The 15,484-nt window shown below is 71.8% G+C and carries 12 protein-coding genes; 8 read left to right on the forward strand and 4 right to left on the reverse strand.

All coding sequences use genetic code 11. The features are described from left to right. Nucleotides 1–187 precede the first annotated feature (187 nt). The 8 genes from OG379_RS20210 to OG379_RS20245 all read left to right on the forward strand — a co-directional run bounded on the left by OG379_RS20210 (nt 188) and on the right by OG379_RS20245 (nt 10,492). Complete coding sequence (locus OG379_RS20210; RefSeq protein WP_405664594.1) at nt 188–1,075, forward strand: DUF2797 domain-containing protein; 888 nt, start codon at nt 188–190, stop codon at nt 1,073–1,075. Between the two features lie 50 nt (nt 1,076–1,125). After that, nucleotides 1,126–2,007, forward strand: coding sequence for an amidohydrolase family protein (locus tag OG379_RS20215; protein ID WP_405664595.1), 882 nt, complete (start codon nt 1,126–1,128; stop codon nt 2,005–2,007). Between the two features lie 74 nt (nt 2,008–2,081). Continuing rightward, nucleotides 2,082–2,819, forward strand: coding sequence for a response regulator transcription factor (locus OG379_RS20220; RefSeq protein ID WP_405664596.1), 738 nt, complete (start codon nt 2,082–2,084; stop codon nt 2,817–2,819). Then, nucleotides 2,812–4,482 (forward strand): sensor histidine kinase, encoded by a 1,671-nt coding sequence (locus OG379_RS20225; protein WP_405664597.1) that lies wholly within the window; start codon nt 2,812–2,814, stop codon nt 4,480–4,482. Before OG379_RS20220 ends, OG379_RS20225 begins: the two co-directional genes overlap by 8 nt. A gap of 26 nt (nt 4,483–4,508) precedes the next feature. Continuing rightward, entirely contained in the window at nt 4,509–5,804 is a 1,296-nt protein-coding gene (locus OG379_RS20230) for a glycosyltransferase (protein ID WP_393766173.1), read from the forward strand. Next, nucleotides 5,801–7,960, forward strand: coding sequence for an ArnT family glycosyltransferase (locus tag OG379_RS20235; protein ID WP_405664598.1), 2,160 nt, complete (start codon nt 5,801–5,803; stop codon nt 7,958–7,960). The genes OG379_RS20230 and OG379_RS20235 overlap by 4 nt, the downstream gene beginning before the upstream one ends. Nucleotides 7,961–8,139: 179 nt before the next feature. Then, on the forward strand, nt 8,140–9,639 hold the full coding sequence (locus tag OG379_RS20240; RefSeq protein WP_405664599.1) for an MFS transporter: 1,500 nt from the start codon (nt 8,140–8,142) through the stop codon (nt 9,637–9,639). Nucleotides 9,640–9,718: 79 nt separating this feature from the next. After that, nucleotides 9,719–10,492: a TetR/AcrR family transcriptional regulator gene (locus OG379_RS20245; RefSeq protein WP_405664600.1), complete on the forward strand. Its 774-nt coding sequence runs from the start codon at nt 9,719–9,721 to the stop codon at nt 10,490–10,492. 14 nt (nt 10,493–10,506) lie between these two features. On the opposite strand, the gene OG379_RS20250 is transcribed toward OG379_RS20245, so the two are convergent. From OG379_RS20250 to OG379_RS20265, 4 genes are all read right to left on the reverse strand, one after another. Next, on the reverse strand, nt 10,507–11,454 hold the full coding sequence (locus OG379_RS20250) for an NAD(P)-dependent oxidoreductase (protein WP_405664601.1): 948 nt from the start codon (nt 11,452–11,454) through the stop codon (nt 10,507–10,509). A 3-nt stretch (nt 11,455–11,457) separates the two neighbouring features. Then, nucleotides 11,458–11,928 carry a PPOX class F420-dependent oxidoreductase gene (locus OG379_RS20255; RefSeq protein ID WP_405664602.1) on the reverse strand — a complete coding sequence of 157 codons (471 nt, stop codon included), beginning with the start codon at nt 11,926–11,928 and terminating at the stop codon, nt 11,458–11,460. 29 nt (nt 11,929–11,957) lie between these two features. Continuing rightward, complete coding sequence (locus tag OG379_RS20260) at nt 11,958–12,773, reverse strand: YceI family protein (protein WP_405664603.1); 816 nt, start codon at nt 12,771–12,773, stop codon at nt 11,958–11,960. A 210-nt stretch (nt 12,774–12,983) separates the two neighbouring features. Next, on the reverse strand, nt 12,984–15,479 hold the full coding sequence (locus tag OG379_RS20265) for an MFS transporter (RefSeq protein WP_405664604.1): 2,496 nt from the start codon (nt 15,477–15,479) through the stop codon (nt 12,984–12,986). Between the last annotated feature and the right edge of the window lie 5 nt (nt 15,480–15,484).

A 15,484-nucleotide genomic window follows, 5' to 3' on the forward strand; every position in this document is an offset into this window, starting at 1 on the left:
AAATTACTCTAGAAATACTCACGTCGATGAGAGCGGCTGCCGGGCGTGACGGCACGGCCTCCGCAGGGAAGCCCGGTCCGTTAGGGTCTCCCGGTCGACGCCGCTGTCCCAAGGAGACCGACATGGCCCCACGCCAGGCCTTCCGCGCGTCCGTCCACACCCTGGGCGCGGGTGGAGAGGGCGCGGCATGAGCGGATGGCGGTGCACCGGCCTGCGCTGGCCCCACGGCGAGCCCGTGCTCGGCTGGGCGCGGAGCGACGGGTCCGGGCGGGGGCGGGAGAGCGTCCTGGCGTACGGGAAGGAGCTCGCGTTCCGGGCCGAGGGGGAGCGGCACTGCGTGGGGGCGCGCGGCAACCCGTGTCCGGTCGGGGCCGTGGTGCCCGTACGGAGCACGGGGGCGCGGTGTGCGGAGTGCGCACGGCTGGACCGGGCGCACTCGGTGGCCGCCGACACGATCGCCGACGACCCGCGCACGTACCGCGTCTATCTGGCCTGGTTCGGGCCGGGCATGGTCAAGGTCGGGATCACGGGGGAGTCGCGGGACGCCGCACGGCTGCGGGAGCAGGGGGCGGTGGTGTTCAGCTGGCTGGGGCGCGGGCCGCTGATGGCCGCCCGGCGGACGGAGGAGCTGCTGCGCTCGGCGCTCGGGGTGCCCGACCGGATCCCGTACGCGCGCAAGCGTGCGGTACGGGGCGAGCTGCCGGGGGCGGCGGAACGGGCCGCCGAGATCGAGGAGCTGTACGGGCGGGCCGCCGCCCTGGAGGGCGCCGACTGGCCGGAGGCGCTGGAGCGGCTGCCGTTCGTGGCCGTCGACCATGCCGGGGCGTTCGGGCTCGACGGCGCGGGGGCGGCGGCGCGCGTGGTGACCGGGCTGGTGGACGGCGGGGTGGTGGCCGGCCGGCTGGTGGCCGCGGCCGGACCCGATCTGCACCTGGAGACCGTGGACGAGGGGATCGTCGTGCTGGACACGCGGCTCGTCACCGGCTGGGACCTGGTGGGCGCCGACGCGCGGACGGGTAACGGTGTGCCGACCGTCGCCCTGGGGGGCGGTGGCGTGCAGGACGGGCTGTTCTGAGATCGTCGCCGGAGATCGTTCCCGATGGCGTATCGAGGCGGGTGGGGCGGATGAGCGGCGACGACCGTGACCGTGAGGATGTCGTGCGGTTCTGGCAGCGGCTCGGGCTGCCCGGGATCATCGACGTCCACACGCACTTCATGCCGGAGCGGGTGCTCAGCAAGGTGTGGGCCTACTTCGACTCGGCGGGCCCGCTGACCGGGATGGAGTGGCCGATCACCTACCGGCGGGACGAGGACGAACGCCTCGCGCTGCTGCGCTCGTTCGGCGTGCTCCGGTTCACGTCGATGCTCTACCCGCACAAGGCCGGCATGGCGTCCTGGCTGAACGGCTGGGCGGCGGACTTCGCCGCGCGGGTACCGGACTGTCTGCACACCGCCACGTTCTTCCCGGAGGAGAGCGCGGGGACCTATGTGCGCGATGCGGTCGAGGCGGGGGCGCGCGTCTTCAAGTCGCACCTCCAGGTCGGGGCCTACGATCCGAACGATCCGCTGCTGGAGCCCGTGTGGGGGCTGCTGGCCGAGGCCGGGATCCCGGTGGTGACGCACTGCGGTTCCGGGCCGGCGCCCGGCGCGTACACGGGCCCCGGACCGATCGGCCGTCTGCTCTGCCGCCACCCCCGGCTGAAGCTGGTGGTGGCGCACATGGGGATGCCCGAGTACGCGGAGTTCCTGGCGCTGGCGGCGGCGTACCCCGGGGTGCGGCTCGACACGACCATGGCGTTCACGGACTTCACCGAGGACTTCACGCCGTTCCCGCCCTCGGAGCGCGGGCGCCTCGCCGATCTGGGGGACCGGATCCTGCTCGGCACGGACTTCCCGAACATCCCGTACCCGTACGCCCACCAGCTGCACGCCCTGGAGCGCCTGGGACTGGGCGACGCCTGGCTGCGGGCTGTCTGCCACGGGAACGCGAGCGAGCTGTTCCGGTAGACCGGGGCGGGTTTCTCAGGAAATTCACAGGCAGGCGAAAGGCCTCTCTCACGGCCGTCCCACAGGCTTCAGCCATGACGACGACCTCGCCCCAGGGGCGTACAGAACTGCTCAGGCCCGACCGCAATCCCATCCGCGTACTGGTCGTGGACGACGAGGCTCCGCTCGCCGAGCTGCTCTCGATGGCCCTGCGTTACGAGGGGTGGGAGGTGCGCAGCGCCGGGGACGGTGCGGGGGCCGTCCGTACGGCGCGCGACTTCCGCCCCGACGCGGTGATCCTCGATGTGATGCTCCCCGACATGGACGGCTTGGCGGTGCTCGGCCGGCTGCGGCGCGAACTCTCCGACGTGCCCGTGCTGTTCCTGACCGCGCGGGACTCGGTGGAGGACCGGATCGCGGGGCTCACGGCGGGAGGTGACGACTACGTCACCAAGCCGTTCAGCCTGGAGGAGGTCGTGGCGCGGCTGCGCGGGCTGATCCGCCGCTCCGGTACGGCCTCGGCCCGCAGTGATTCGACGCTCGTCGTGGGTGACCTGGTGCTGGACGAGGACAGCCATGAGGTGAGCCGGGGCGACGACTCGATCCATCTCACGGCGACCGAGTTCGAGCTGCTGCGCTTCCTGATGCGCAATCCGCGCCGGGTGCTGAGCAAGGCGCAGATCCTCGACCGGGTCTGGAACTACGACTTCGGCGGCCAGGCCAACGTCGTCGAGCTGTACATCTCCTACCTGCGCAAGAAGATCGACGCGGGGCGCACCCCGATGATCCACACCCGGCGCGGGGCGGGATACCTCATCAAGCCGGGTGACTGACTCCGTGAGCGGGAAGGGCACGCGCCGCCCCTGGACGCTCCGCACCCGTCTCGTCGTGTACGCGGTGACGCTCATCGCGGTGGTCGCCGCCGTGATCGGTTCGGTCACCGCGATCGCCTTCCAGAGCTACATGGCCGGGAAGCTGGACGGCCAGTTGCGCGACATCGCCAGAGTGGCCCAGCAGCCTCCGCCGGGCAGCGGCAAGATCGCACCGGGTGGTCCCAAGAGCGACGAGGAGCCGCTGGCCTTCATCGGCAGGGGCACCCCCGACACGTTCGGCGCCGTCGTCTCCGGCGGTTCCGTCACCGCCTCGAAGGTGATCAAGGGGCCGGACGCCCGGGAGAGCGCCGAGGAGCTGACCGACGCGCAGCGGGACGCCCTCGAAGCCGCCGACGTGGCCCCGGACGGCGAAGCCCATGACGTCGAGCTTCCGGGGCTGGGCGGCTACCGCGTGCAGGTCGTCCCGTCGGGCTCCGGCGCGTCCGTAGTGGTAGGCATTCCCACGGCCGAGGTGGACAAGGCCGTCAACACCCTGATCGTCGTCGAGGTCTGTGTCACCTGTGCCGGGCTCATCGCCGCCGGCATCGCCGGTACCGCGATGGTCGGTGTCGCCCTGCGCCCGCTGCGCAGGGTGGCCGCCACGGCGACCCGGGTCTCCGAACTCCCTCTGCACAGTGGCGAGGTCGCCCTCCTCGAACGGGTGCCGGACGCCGAGGCCGATCCGCGCACCGAGGTGGGTCAGGTCGGCGCCGCCCTCAACAGAATGCTGGGGCACGTCGGTTCGGCCCTGGAGGCCCGGCAGAAGAGCGAGACGCGGGTACGTCAGTTCGTCGCGGACGCCAGTCACGAGCTGCGCACACCGCTCGCCTCGATCCGCGGGTACGCCGAACTGACGCGCCGCGGGCGGGAGAACACCGGACCCGACACCCGGCATGCCCTGGGGCGGATCGAGTCCGAGGCGGAACGGATGACGGGCATGGTCGAGGACCTGCTGCTCCTGGCACGTCTCGACGCCGGCCGGCCGCTCTCGTACGAGAGCACCGATCTCTCGCCGCTCGTCATCGACGCGGTGAGCGACGCCCGCGTCGCGGACCGGGCCCCCGACGGCTCCTCCGGAGCCACCCACCACTGGCGGCTCGACCTGCCGGAGGTGCCGGCGACGGTGTCGGCGGACCCGACGAGGATCCAGCAGGTGCTGGTCAATCTGCTCGCGAACGCGCGCACGCACACCCCGCCGGGGACCACGGTCACGGTCCGCCTTCGGCAGGCGCGCGGGGAGCTGCCCTGGGTGACCCTGGAGGTCCAGGACAACGGGCCCGGCATCCCCGCCGAGTTGCAGCCGCATGTCTTCGAACGGTTCGCGCGCGGAGACGCCTCGCGCTCCCGGCACGCCGGGTCGACGGGTCTCGGCCTCGCCATCGTGCAGGCCGTCGTCGCCGCGCACGGCGGGCTGGCCGAGGTGCGGTCGGTGCCGGGCAACACGGTGTTCGCGGTCCATCTGCCGGCCGACGCGGTGTACGGGGGAGGCACGGACAGCCCCGCCCATGTCTCCGCGCCCCGGCCGGAGAGTTTCGGCCACGAGGCTGTGACCTGGGAAAACGGAACGCTCGGTGCCCCCGTGACGTACTCACAGACGGACCACAGGCTCACCACACGGATGTGACAGCGTGGTTGGCGAGTGTCTGTGTCATGCGAACCGACACTCCTTGGAGCACCCTGCCGGCCCGGGAACATCTCCTGGCCGCAGCGGTCGGCGCTCCCGTACTCGACGTAGTGATCCCCGTGTACAACGAGGAGAAGGACCTCGAAACGTGCGTGCTGCGCCTCCACGACCATCTGGCGCGGACGTTCCCCTACGGATTCCGGATCACCGTGGCGGACAACGCGAGCACCGACCGTACGCCCGAGGTGGCGGCCCGGCTCGCGGCCCTCATCCCCGAGGTGCGGTCGTACCGGCTGGAGGAGAAGGGCCGGGGCCGGGCGCTGCGGACCGTCTGGTCCCACTCGGACTCCCCTGTCCTCGCCTACATGGACGTCGACCTCTCGACCGACCTCAACGCCCTGCTGCCGCTGGTCGCCCCGCTGATCTCCGGCCACTCCGACCTGGCCATCGGCTCGCGCCTCGCCCGCAGTTCGCGGGTGGTGCGGGGATCGAAGCGTGAGTTCATCTCGCGGGCCTACAACCTCATCCTGCGCTCCTCGCTGGCCGCCAGGTTCAGCGACGCCCAGTGCGGCTTCAAGGCCATACGGCGCGAGGTCGCGCAGCGGCTGCTGCCGATGGTCGAGGACACCGGATGGTTCTTCGACACGGAGATGCTGGTCCTCGCCGAGCGGGCCGGGCTGCGCATCCACGAGGTGCCGGTCGACTGGGTCGACGACCCGGACTCCACCGTGCACATCGTCAGGACCGCGACCGACGACCTCAAGGGGGTCTGGCGGGTGGGCCGGGCCCTGGCCACCGGGGCGCTGCCGCTCGACCGCCTGGCGCGGCCCTTCGGGGACGACCCGCGCGACCGGGCCGTGCCCGGGGTGCCGCGCGGACTCGCCAGGCAGCTGGTCGGGTTCTGCGTCGTGGGTGCACTCTCCACCCTGGTCTACCTCGTCCTGTACTCCCTCTTCCGGCTGGGCGTCGGCCCGCAGTTCGCCAACGCGGCGGCCCTCCTGGTGTCCGCCGTGGCCAACACGGCGGCGAACCGGAGGCTCACCTTCGGCGTGCGCGGCCGGGGCGGAGCCGTGCGCCACCAGGCGCAGGGACTCGTCGTCTTCGCGATCGGGCTCGCCCTCACCAGCGGATCGCTCGCCGCCCTCGGGACGGCGTCCGGATCGGCGTCGCACGGCACGGAACTCGCCGTGCTGATCGCGGCCAACCTCGCGGCAACGGTGCTGCGGTTTCTGCTCTTCCGTGCCTGGGTCTTCCCCGACCGGCGCACCGACCACCAGGACGCCCGCCAGGGTGCCGCACACGAACTGAGGAACGCCCGATGACCGCCGCCACCCACTCCGATCGCCTCCAGGCCCCGCCCGACACCCCAGGGGCGCCCGCGCACGCCGCGGGCAGGAGGGTGCCGCTGTCGCGGCGCATCCGCCGGGGCAGGCCCGAGGACCCGCGCTGGGCGAGGCCCGCCTTCCTCGGAGTGCTGCTGGTCGTCGCGCTCGCGTACCTGTGGAATCTGAGCGCCTCCGGCTACGCCAACTCCTTCTACTCCGCGGCCGTGCAGGCCGGCAGCCAGAGCTGGAAGGCCTTCTTCTTCGGCTCGCTGGACTCGGCGAACGCGATCACCGTCGACAAGCCCCCGGCCACGCTCTGGCCGATGGCCCTCTCGGTCCGGATCTTCGGCCTGAGCTCCTGGGCGATCCTCGCGCCCCAGGTGCTGATGGCCGTCGCCACCGCCGGTGTCCTCTACGGGGCCGTGCGCCGCCGCTTCAGCGCCGCGGCCGGGCTGATCACCATGGTGGTCTTCGCGCTGACGCCGGTCGCCGCGCTGATGTTCCGCTTCAACAATCCGGACGCGCTGCTCGCGCTCCTGATGACCGTCACCGTCTACTGCGTGCTGCGCGCGATGGAGGGCGGCCGGACGAAGTGGCTGGTCTGGGCGGGCGTCGCGGTGGGTCTCGCGTTCCTGTCGAAGACGCTGCAGGCCTTCCTGATCCTGCCGCCGCTCGCCGTGCTGTACGCGGTGTTCGCGCCGGTCTCCGTCCGGAAGCGGTTCGGCCAGCTCGGCCTGGCGGCACTGGCGATGATCGTGTCCGGCGGCTGGTGGGTGGCGATCGTCGAGCTGTGGCCCGCCTCGTCGCGCCCGTACATCGGCGGTTCGCAGAACAACTCCTTCCTGGAACTCACCTTCGGCTACAACGGACTCGGCCGTATCAACGGCGAGGAGACCGGCAGCGTCGGCGGTGGCGGCGGTGGCGGACAGGGCGGCGGCTGGGGCGAGACCGGCATCGGCCGCATGTTCAACTCCGAGATCGGCGGCCAGATCTCCTGGCTGCTGCCCGCCGCGCTGATCCTGCTGGTGGCGGGCATCTGCCTGACCTGGCGGGCGAAGCGGACCGACACGGCCCGTGCGGCGTTCCTCGCCTGGGGCGGTTCGCTGCTGATGACGGCCTTCGTCTTCAGCTTCATGGCCGGCATCTTCCACCAGTACTACACGGTCGCCCTGGCGCCCTACATCGCGGCGCTGGTCGGCATGGGCGCCACGGTCCTCTGGGAGGAGCGGAGCAAGTGGTGGGCGGGCGCCGCGCTCGGCGTGACCGTCGCGGCGACGGCCGTCTGGGCGTATGTCCTGCTGGGGCGTACCCCGGACTACTTCCCCTGGCTGCGCTGGGCGGTCCTGACCGGTGGTCTCGTGGGCGCCGTGGGGCTGCTGTTCGCCGCACGGCTGGGCCGGACGCTCGTGCTGGGCGTCGCGGGTCTGGGTCTGGCGGCGTCGCTGGCCGGGCCGACGGCGTACACGATCAGCACGCTCGGCACAGGGCACCAGGGCTCGATCGTCACGGCGGGTCCCTCGGGCGCGAGCATGGGCGGCCCCGGTGGCGGCCGGGGCGGCGGTCCCGGTGGCGGCGAGGGCGGCGGCATGCAGCCCCCCGGCCAGGGCACACAGCCGGGCGGCCAGGCACAGGGCAACGCGCAGGGCGGACAGGCTCCCGGCAACGCGCCGGCCGGCGGCATGCCCGGCGGCGCCCCCGGCCAGGGCCAGCAGGGCCAGGCTCCCGGCGGTCAGCAGGGCGGGATGCCCGGCGGCGGCACGGGCGAAGGCGGCGCGGGCGGCGGAGGAGGCATGGGCGGTCTGCTCAACGGCGCCTCCGTCGACTCCGAGGCCAAGACGCTCCTGAAGCAGAACGCGGACGCCTACACCTGGACCGCCGCGGCCATCGGTTCGCAGAACGCCGCGAGCTACCAGCTCGCCACCGGTGACCCGGTGATGGCGATCGGCGGCTTCAACGGCAGCGACCCGTCCCCGACGCTTGCCCAGTTCAAGAAGTACGTGGAGGACGGCAAGATCCACTACTTGATCTCGGGCGGCACGGGCGGCGGCGGCGAGGGCGCCTCCTCCCAGATCACGACGTGGGTGGAGGAGAACTTCAAGGAGGTCACCGCGGGAAGCGCGACCTTCTACGACCTCACCCAGCCGAAGAGCTGAGACCCCGGTAGCAGGGCGGTGGCCCCGGAGCACAGGCTCCGGGGCAACCGCCCTGTGGCGTCCCCGGTGCGGATCCGGAGGCCGTACGCATATGTGTTGTACGCCGTAGAGGCAATGCCATACGGTGTACAGGAGCACCTCCCATACACCGTACGAGTGCACCGGAACCAGGAGCCCGCATGACGGCGACCACCGCCGAGCAGAACGACCTCACCCCCCGCAGCGGCCACGCGCGGCGTTGGGTGATCCTCGGGGTCATCTGCCTCGCCCAGCTCACGGTGCTGCTCGACAACACCGTCCTGAACGTCGCGATCCCCTCGCTCACCTCGGATCTGCACGCCTCCACCGCCGATGTGCAGTGGATGATCAACGCCTACGCGCTCGTCCAGTCGGGGCTCGTCCTCACCGCGGGCAGCGCCGCCGACCGATACGGCCGGAAGAAGATGCTGGTCGCCGGGCTCGCGCTGTTCGGCGTCGGTTCGCTGGCCGCAGGGCTCGCGCAGTCCTCCGGACAACTGATCGCCGCCCGCGCGGGGATGGGTGTCGGAGGCGCGCTGCTGATGACGACCACCCTCGCCGTCGTGGTGCAGATCTTCGACGACACCGAGCGCGTCAAGGCCATCGGCATCTGGTCCACCGTGAGCTCGCTGGGCTTCGCCGCCGGTCCGCTGATCGGCGGGGCGATGCTCGACCACTTCTGGTGGGGCGCGATCTTCCTGATCAACATCCCCGTGGCGGTCATCGGCCTCGTCGCGGTCGTCCGGCTCGTCCCCGAGTCGAGGAACCCCCACGGCGACCGCCCGGACCTGGTCGGGGCGCTGCTCTCCACCCTCGGCATGGCCTCCGTCGTGTACGCGATCATCTCCGGCCCCGAGCACGGCTGGGGCTCCGGCCCGGTCCTGCTGACGGCCTTCGCCGGGGCAGCCGTCCTCACCGGATTCGTCCTGTGGGAGCTCCACGTCCCGTACCCGATGCTGGACATGCGCTTCTTCCGCAACCAGAGGTTCACCGGCGCGGTCGCGGGTGCGATCCTCGTCGCCTTCGGGATGACGGGTTCACTCTTCCTGCTGACCCAGCACCTGCAGTTCGTCCTCGGCTACGAGCCGCTGGAGGCCGGAGTGCGGACGGCTCCGCTCGCCCTCACCGTCGTCGCGCTCAACCTCACGGGGCTCGGCGCCCGGCTCGTGGGGAAGCTGGGCACGCCCGCCGTCATCGCCGCCGGGATGAGCCTGCTGGCCGCCGGGCTCGGGGCGATCGCCCTGCTGGGCGGGCGGGACTACGGCGGCATGCTGCTCGGCCTGATCGTCATGGGGGCGGGCGTCGCGCTCGCCATGCCCGCGATGGCCAACGCGATCATGAGCGCCATCCCGCCGGAGAAGGCGGGCGTGGGCGCCGGGGTGAACGGCACGCTCGCCGAGTTCGGCAACGGGCTCGGGGTCGCCGTGCTCGGAGCCGTGCTCAACTCCCGGTTCGCCGCGCTCGTACCGGGTGTCGCCGGGGCCGCCTCACTGCCCGCGGCGCTCGCCGCAGCCGGCGGGGCGGCGGACCGCGAGCGGATCACGGACGCCTTCGCCTCGGGCCTGGAGACCAGCCAACTGGTCGGAGCGGCGGCGGTCCTGGCCGGTGGTCTGCTGGCCGCGGTCCTGCTGAGGCGGGCGGAGCGCAGGGAGGCCGACTGAGAACCCCAGGTGACGGGCATAGCATCGGACGGGGGCGCCGGTACGCAGGAGAGCCACCGCGAGACGAGGAGTGTGCGCCATGGGGTCCGCGGCAGACCGTGTGAGGAACCCTGCCAGGGTCAGTGTGTGGCTGGACCGGCGGACACCGTCGCGCACCCGTAAGGCGGATCAGCCGGCCGGCCTCGACCGGGACAGGATCACGGCGGCGAGCGTCCGGCTGCTGGACGCCGACGGACTCGCGAAGTTCTCCATGCGGCGCCTCGCCGCCGAGCTCGACGTCACGGCGATGTCCCTCTACTGGTACGTCGACACCAAGGACGACCTGCTGGAACTCGCCCTGGACACCGTCTTCGGCGAGATCCCGGCCACGGCGGAGGACATCGACTGGCGCGACCGCCTGCGTGAACTGGCCACCAGCTACCGGAAGATGTTCGTCCGGCACCCCTGGGTGTCGGCCCTCATCGGCAGCTTCCTGAACATCGGCCCGCACTCGATGCTGTTCTCGTACGCCGTCCAGGACGTCGTCCGGGCGACCGGGCTGCCCCTGGAGCGACAGACGGGCGCGATGGCGGCCGTCTTCCAGTTCGTCTACGGATTCGGCACCACCGAGGGCCACTTCGTGCAGCGCACGGTGGAGGCCGGGCTCACTCAGGACGAGTACTTCGAGCGGGCGATGGGAACGATCCGCGCGGACCCGGAGATCCACCAGGCCATGCGGCCCTCGGAGAACCTCATGGACGCGCGTGGCGGGGCGACGGTGGAGGAGATGCGCGAGCGGGACTTCACGTTCGCGCTGGACCTCCTGATCGCGGGCATCGAGGCGACGTGCGAACGGGCGGCGCGCCGGCCGTAGGACGAGCCCGGCCTTCAGTAGCCGCGGCGGGTGTCCACGGCCAGGGCCGGTGTGAGCCCCTCGGTGACCGCCTGCCAGCAGGACTCGAAGTCGGCGACGACGTCCTCGTCGGCCGTGATGCCGGCCGAGTGCGACGTGATCACGGTGCGCGGCAGCCGCCAGGCGCGGTCGCCGGGCGCCGCGGGCTCGTCGGGCAGCACGTCGAGCACGGCGCGGCGGACCGTCCCGCCGTGCAGCGCGGCCTCCAGCGCCGCCATGTCCACCGTCGCGCCCCGGCCGACGTTGACGAAGGTGGCGCCCCGCATCGCGGTGAATCTGGCGGCGTCGAAGAAGCGCTCCGTGTCACCGGTCAGGGGCAGGGCGGACACCACCCACCTTGCCTCCGCCAGCGCCGCCGTCTCCTCCTCCGAGCCGGCCAGGACCACCCGGTCGAAGCCCGCGGGCGCGGCGCGGGGAGTGCGGCCCACGCCCACCGTGTGTACGGAGCAGGCGCGCAGCAGGCCGGCGACGGCGGAGCCGATGCGACCGGTGCCGTGGACGACGGCGGTCCGTCCGGCAGCGAGCTCGGACGGGAGGCGGCGCCACTCGGACCGGGAGTGCTGCGCGGTGTGCTCCGGGACGGACTGGCACTCGGCGAGGATCCAGGCCAGCGTGTACTGGGCGATCCGCTCGCCCATCCGTCCCACCGTCCGCGTCAGCAGGGCCCCTTCGGGCCAGGGCCCGGCGGCGAGCAACGCGTCCGTACCCGCGTTGACGCTGTGGAACCACAACAGGCCGGCGACCCGCAGCGCGTCGGGCAGCACGTCCCCCACGTACACGAAGGGGACGTCGGGCGCGGTGGCGTACACCGGTACGGCCGGCCGGCCGGTGATCCGTTCCAGCTCACGGACCACGGCCGGTCCGACGGACGGGGAGGTCAGCAGCCGGGCCCGCGCGAGCGGGTCCGGGTGGGGCGGGGTCATCGGTCAGCCGCCGCCGGCCAGGTGGGCGGGGAAGCCGCCGGTGGCGACCGGACTCCAGCGCTCCGGAGTGATCCGGATGATGGACTTCCCCTGCTTGATCATCGCCGCCCGGTACTCGTCCCAGTCCGGGTGCTCGCCGGAGATGTTGCGGAAGTACTCGACGAGGGGCTCGACCGAATCCGGTGAGTCGATCACCTCGGCCGAGCCGTCGACCTGGACCCAGGGTCCGTTCCACTCGTCCGACAGGACGATCACGCTGACCCGCTCGTCCCGCTTGGCGTTCCGGGTCTTGGCCCGTTCGGGGTAGGTCGAGACGACGATCCGCCCCGCGTCGTCCACCCCGCAGGTGAGCGGGGAGCCCTGGGGGCGGCCGTCGGACCGGGTGGTCAGCAGGATCGCCCGGTGCCGGGGCCGCACGAAGTCCAGCAGTTCCCCGAGCTCCACGGCGGTGTTGGTCGCGATGTTGGGTGCCATACGGCCAACCCTAGGGCCTTCGGACCGCCTTATCCCGGGAGGGAGTCGCCCTGGACCGCCTGGATGTCGAGTTCCACGCGCAGGGTCGTGCCGATCGCGGAGATGCCCGCCTGCAGCACCTGGTTGTAGTTCATGGCGAAGTCGTCGCGGCGCAGCTCGGCCGTGGCGTGGAAGGCCGCCCGCACCCCGCCCCACGGGTCGGGCCCGGTGCCCAGGTAGCTGAGGTCGAGGTCCACGTCCCGCGCGATGCCGTGCATGGTGAGCAGGCCGTGCACCGTCCAGCGGTCGGGGCCGGCCGGGGTCAGCGCACGGGAGCGGTAGGTGAGCTCCGGGAACGTCTCCACGTCCAGGAAGTCCGCCGAGCGCAGGTGCTTGTCCCGCATGGCGTTGCCGGTGTCGATGCTGGTGGAGGCGATGAAGGCCTCCACCCGGGAGTTCTGGACGTTCTCGGTGATCTCGATACGGCCGCCGAATTCGGTGAACCGGCCGTGCACGCTGGAGATCCCCAGGTGCTGTGCGACGGCGGCCACCGACGAGTGCACCGGGTCCAGCGACCAGATGCCCGGAGGCGGCAGTTCCACACCGCCCTGCCGGGCCAGCACCACGGTTCCGGCCTCGACGCGGCCGCTGGCCGTGACGAGCGCGGTGGACGCGGCGGGGGCGTAACCCACCGCCGTGACGATCACCGTGTACGCGCCGGCCTGGAGGAGATCGTCGGTGCGGACGGCCCCGTTCTCGTCGGCGGCCGCGCGGAGCACCTGGGTGCCCGTCATGTCGGTCACCGTCACGACCGCGTGCTGGACCGCCCAGCCGTCCCGCGTACGTACCTGTGCGCGAAGTCCCATCCCGTGTTCTCTCCTTGCTCAAATCACTCGTGAAGCAGCGACTTAGACCGACCGGCACATGCGTGCGGTCTCAATAAGCCGGGCCCCGGGGCGGGATCGGCAGGCCGTCCCCTGCCTGCCGTTCCCGCCACGGGGCCCATTTCCACCGGCGGCCACAGCCTCTCCGCTCGAAGTGCTGTCCCGCCAGGGGTCTTTGCGGATCTTTCCTTCTTACTCGCCCGGGTGGGCGAGCTCGATGTCGTGACCGTCGACTCCGCTGCCGCTCACGGTCAGCGAGCCCGCCACCGGCGGGTAGCCGGTCGCGATCACGGAATACTCACCGGCGTCCAGGTCGGTGAAGGCGTACACGCCGTCCTCCCCGGTCGTCGAGGTGGCGACCACGTTGCCGGCCGCGTCGACCAGCGTGACCCGGGCGTCGTTCAGCGGTGCCCGGCGGGAGCCGGCCTTGACGACACCCCGCACCAGCGCGCCGGACCGCAGGGCCACGTCGACCCGGGTGACACCCTGGCCGCCGACCTCCACCGGCAGGGCCAGCGGACGGAAGCCCGCGGCCGTGACCGCTACGGTCACCGAGCCGGGGATCAGGTCACCGAAGGTGAACTCACCCGCGTCGCCCGAGACGCCCGTGGCCAGCACGTCGCCGCGCACGTCGGTGACGACGACCATGGCACCGTCGACCGGGGTGCCGCCCTCGGCGGTCCGCACGGTCCCGGAGAGACCGCTCGTACCGGCGAGCAGGATGTCGTAGGCCAGCGGCTCCTCGCCGACGACCACGGTGGACGCCTGCGGCTGGAAGCCGTCGGCGGACGCGATCAGGACGTACGAGCCGGAGCCCGGAGCGTCCAGGACGTAGCCGCCGTCGGCCTGGGCGACGGAGCGCCCCAGCTGCCGGCCGCCCAGCGAGATCAGTGTGACCGCGGCACGGGCCACGGGTGCGCCCTCGGCGCCCCGCACCACACCGCGTACGGGCGTTCCCTGAATGGTCAGCTCCTTCGTGGCAGCCGTCTCCTCCAGAACGGCGACCGAGGTGACCCCGGCCGTTCCCTCGGCGATCAGCGCGGTGTCGGCGGTGGGCGCCTCGACGGACTCCGTCGCGGCGGCCCCGTCGGCGGGGGTGTCGTTGCCCGCCCTGGTCTTCAGGGCGACCTCCTTGATGAAGAGGGTCAGGAGGAAGGCGACCAGCGCGGCGGGCGCGGCGAACAGGAAGACGTCGGCGACACCGTGGCCGTAGGCGACCTCCATGACCGTACGGAGCGGGGCGGGGAGCGCGTCCAGGTCGGGGATGCCCCCGCCGCCGGTTCCGCCGTGGCCCAGTGCGGCACCCTCGGGGCCGAGGTCGGCGAGGCCGTCCTTGACGTAGTGGGTGACGCGGTTGCCCAGGACGGCACCCAGCGCCGAGACGCCGATCGCACCACCGAGGGAACGGAAGAACGTCACGACGGAGCTGGCCGCGCCCAGGTCGGCCGGGGCCACCTGGTTCTGCGTGGCGAGCACCAGGTTCTGCATCATCATGCCGATGCCGAGACCCATGACGAACATGAAGATCGCGATCTGCCAGTACTCGGTGTCGTACCGGATGGTGCCCAGCAGCCCGAGACCCGCGGTGAGCAGGAAGCCACCGGTGACCAGCCAGGCCTTCCAGCGGCCGGTCTTGGTGATGATCTGGCCCGACAGGGTCGAGGAGAGGAAGAGCCCGGCGATCATCGGGATCGTCATGACACCGGACATCGTCGGCGACTTGTCCCGCGCCAGCTGGAAGTACTGGCTGAAGAAGACGGTGCCGGCGAACATCCCGATACCGACGAACAGCGAGGCCGCGGAGGCCAGCGTGATGGTGCGGTTACGGAAGAGGCGCAGCGGGATGATCGGCTCGCGGGCCTTGGACTCGATGAACAGGAACAGCGCGCCGAGGACGACGGTGCCGCCCAGCATCGTCCAGGTCTGCCAGGAGATCCAGTCGTACTTGTCGCCCGCGAAGGTCACCCAGAGCAGCAGCAGCGAGACGGCGGCGCTGATGAAGAACGCGCCGGACCAGTCGATCTTGACGCCCTCGCGCTTGACCACGGGGAGCTTCAGGGTCTTCTGGAGCACGATCAGGGCGATGACCGCGAACGGCACACCCACGTAGAAGCACCAGCGCCAGCCCATCCAGCTGGTGTCGGTGATGACACCGCCGAGGAGCGGGCCGCCGACGGTGGCGACGGCGAAGACCGCGCCGAGGTAGCCGCTGTAACGCCCGCGCTCGCGCGGGGAGATCATCGCGGCCATCACGATCTGGGCGAGGGCGGAGAGACCGCCGACGCCGATGCCCTGCACCACACGGCAGGTGATGAGCATGCCGCTGCTGGTCGAGAGACCGGCGACTATGGAGCCGCCCACGTAGATGAGCAGGGCGATCTGGACCAGCAGCTTCTTGCTGAACAGGTCCGCGAGCTTGCCCCACAGCGGGGTGGTGGCCGTCATGGCCAGCAGCGAGGCCGTCACGACCCAGGTGTAGGCGCTCTGGCCGCCGCCGAGGTCGGAAATGATCTCGGGCAGGGCGTTGGAGACGACCGTCGACGACAGAATCGCGACGAACATGCCGAGCAGCAGCCCGGTCAGCGCTTCCATGATCTGCCGGTGTGTCATCGGCGTGCCAGCGGGGGCTTCGGGAGCCCCGTGCTTGGCGTGGCCGCCCCGCACACCGGGTGGTGTGGTCGTAGCCATTAAAT

Source organism: Streptomyces sp. NBC_01166, from assembly GCF_045039765.1.
In the GTDB taxonomy this organism is placed as follows: domain Bacteria; phylum Actinomycetota; class Actinomycetes; order Streptomycetales; family Streptomycetaceae; genus Streptomyces.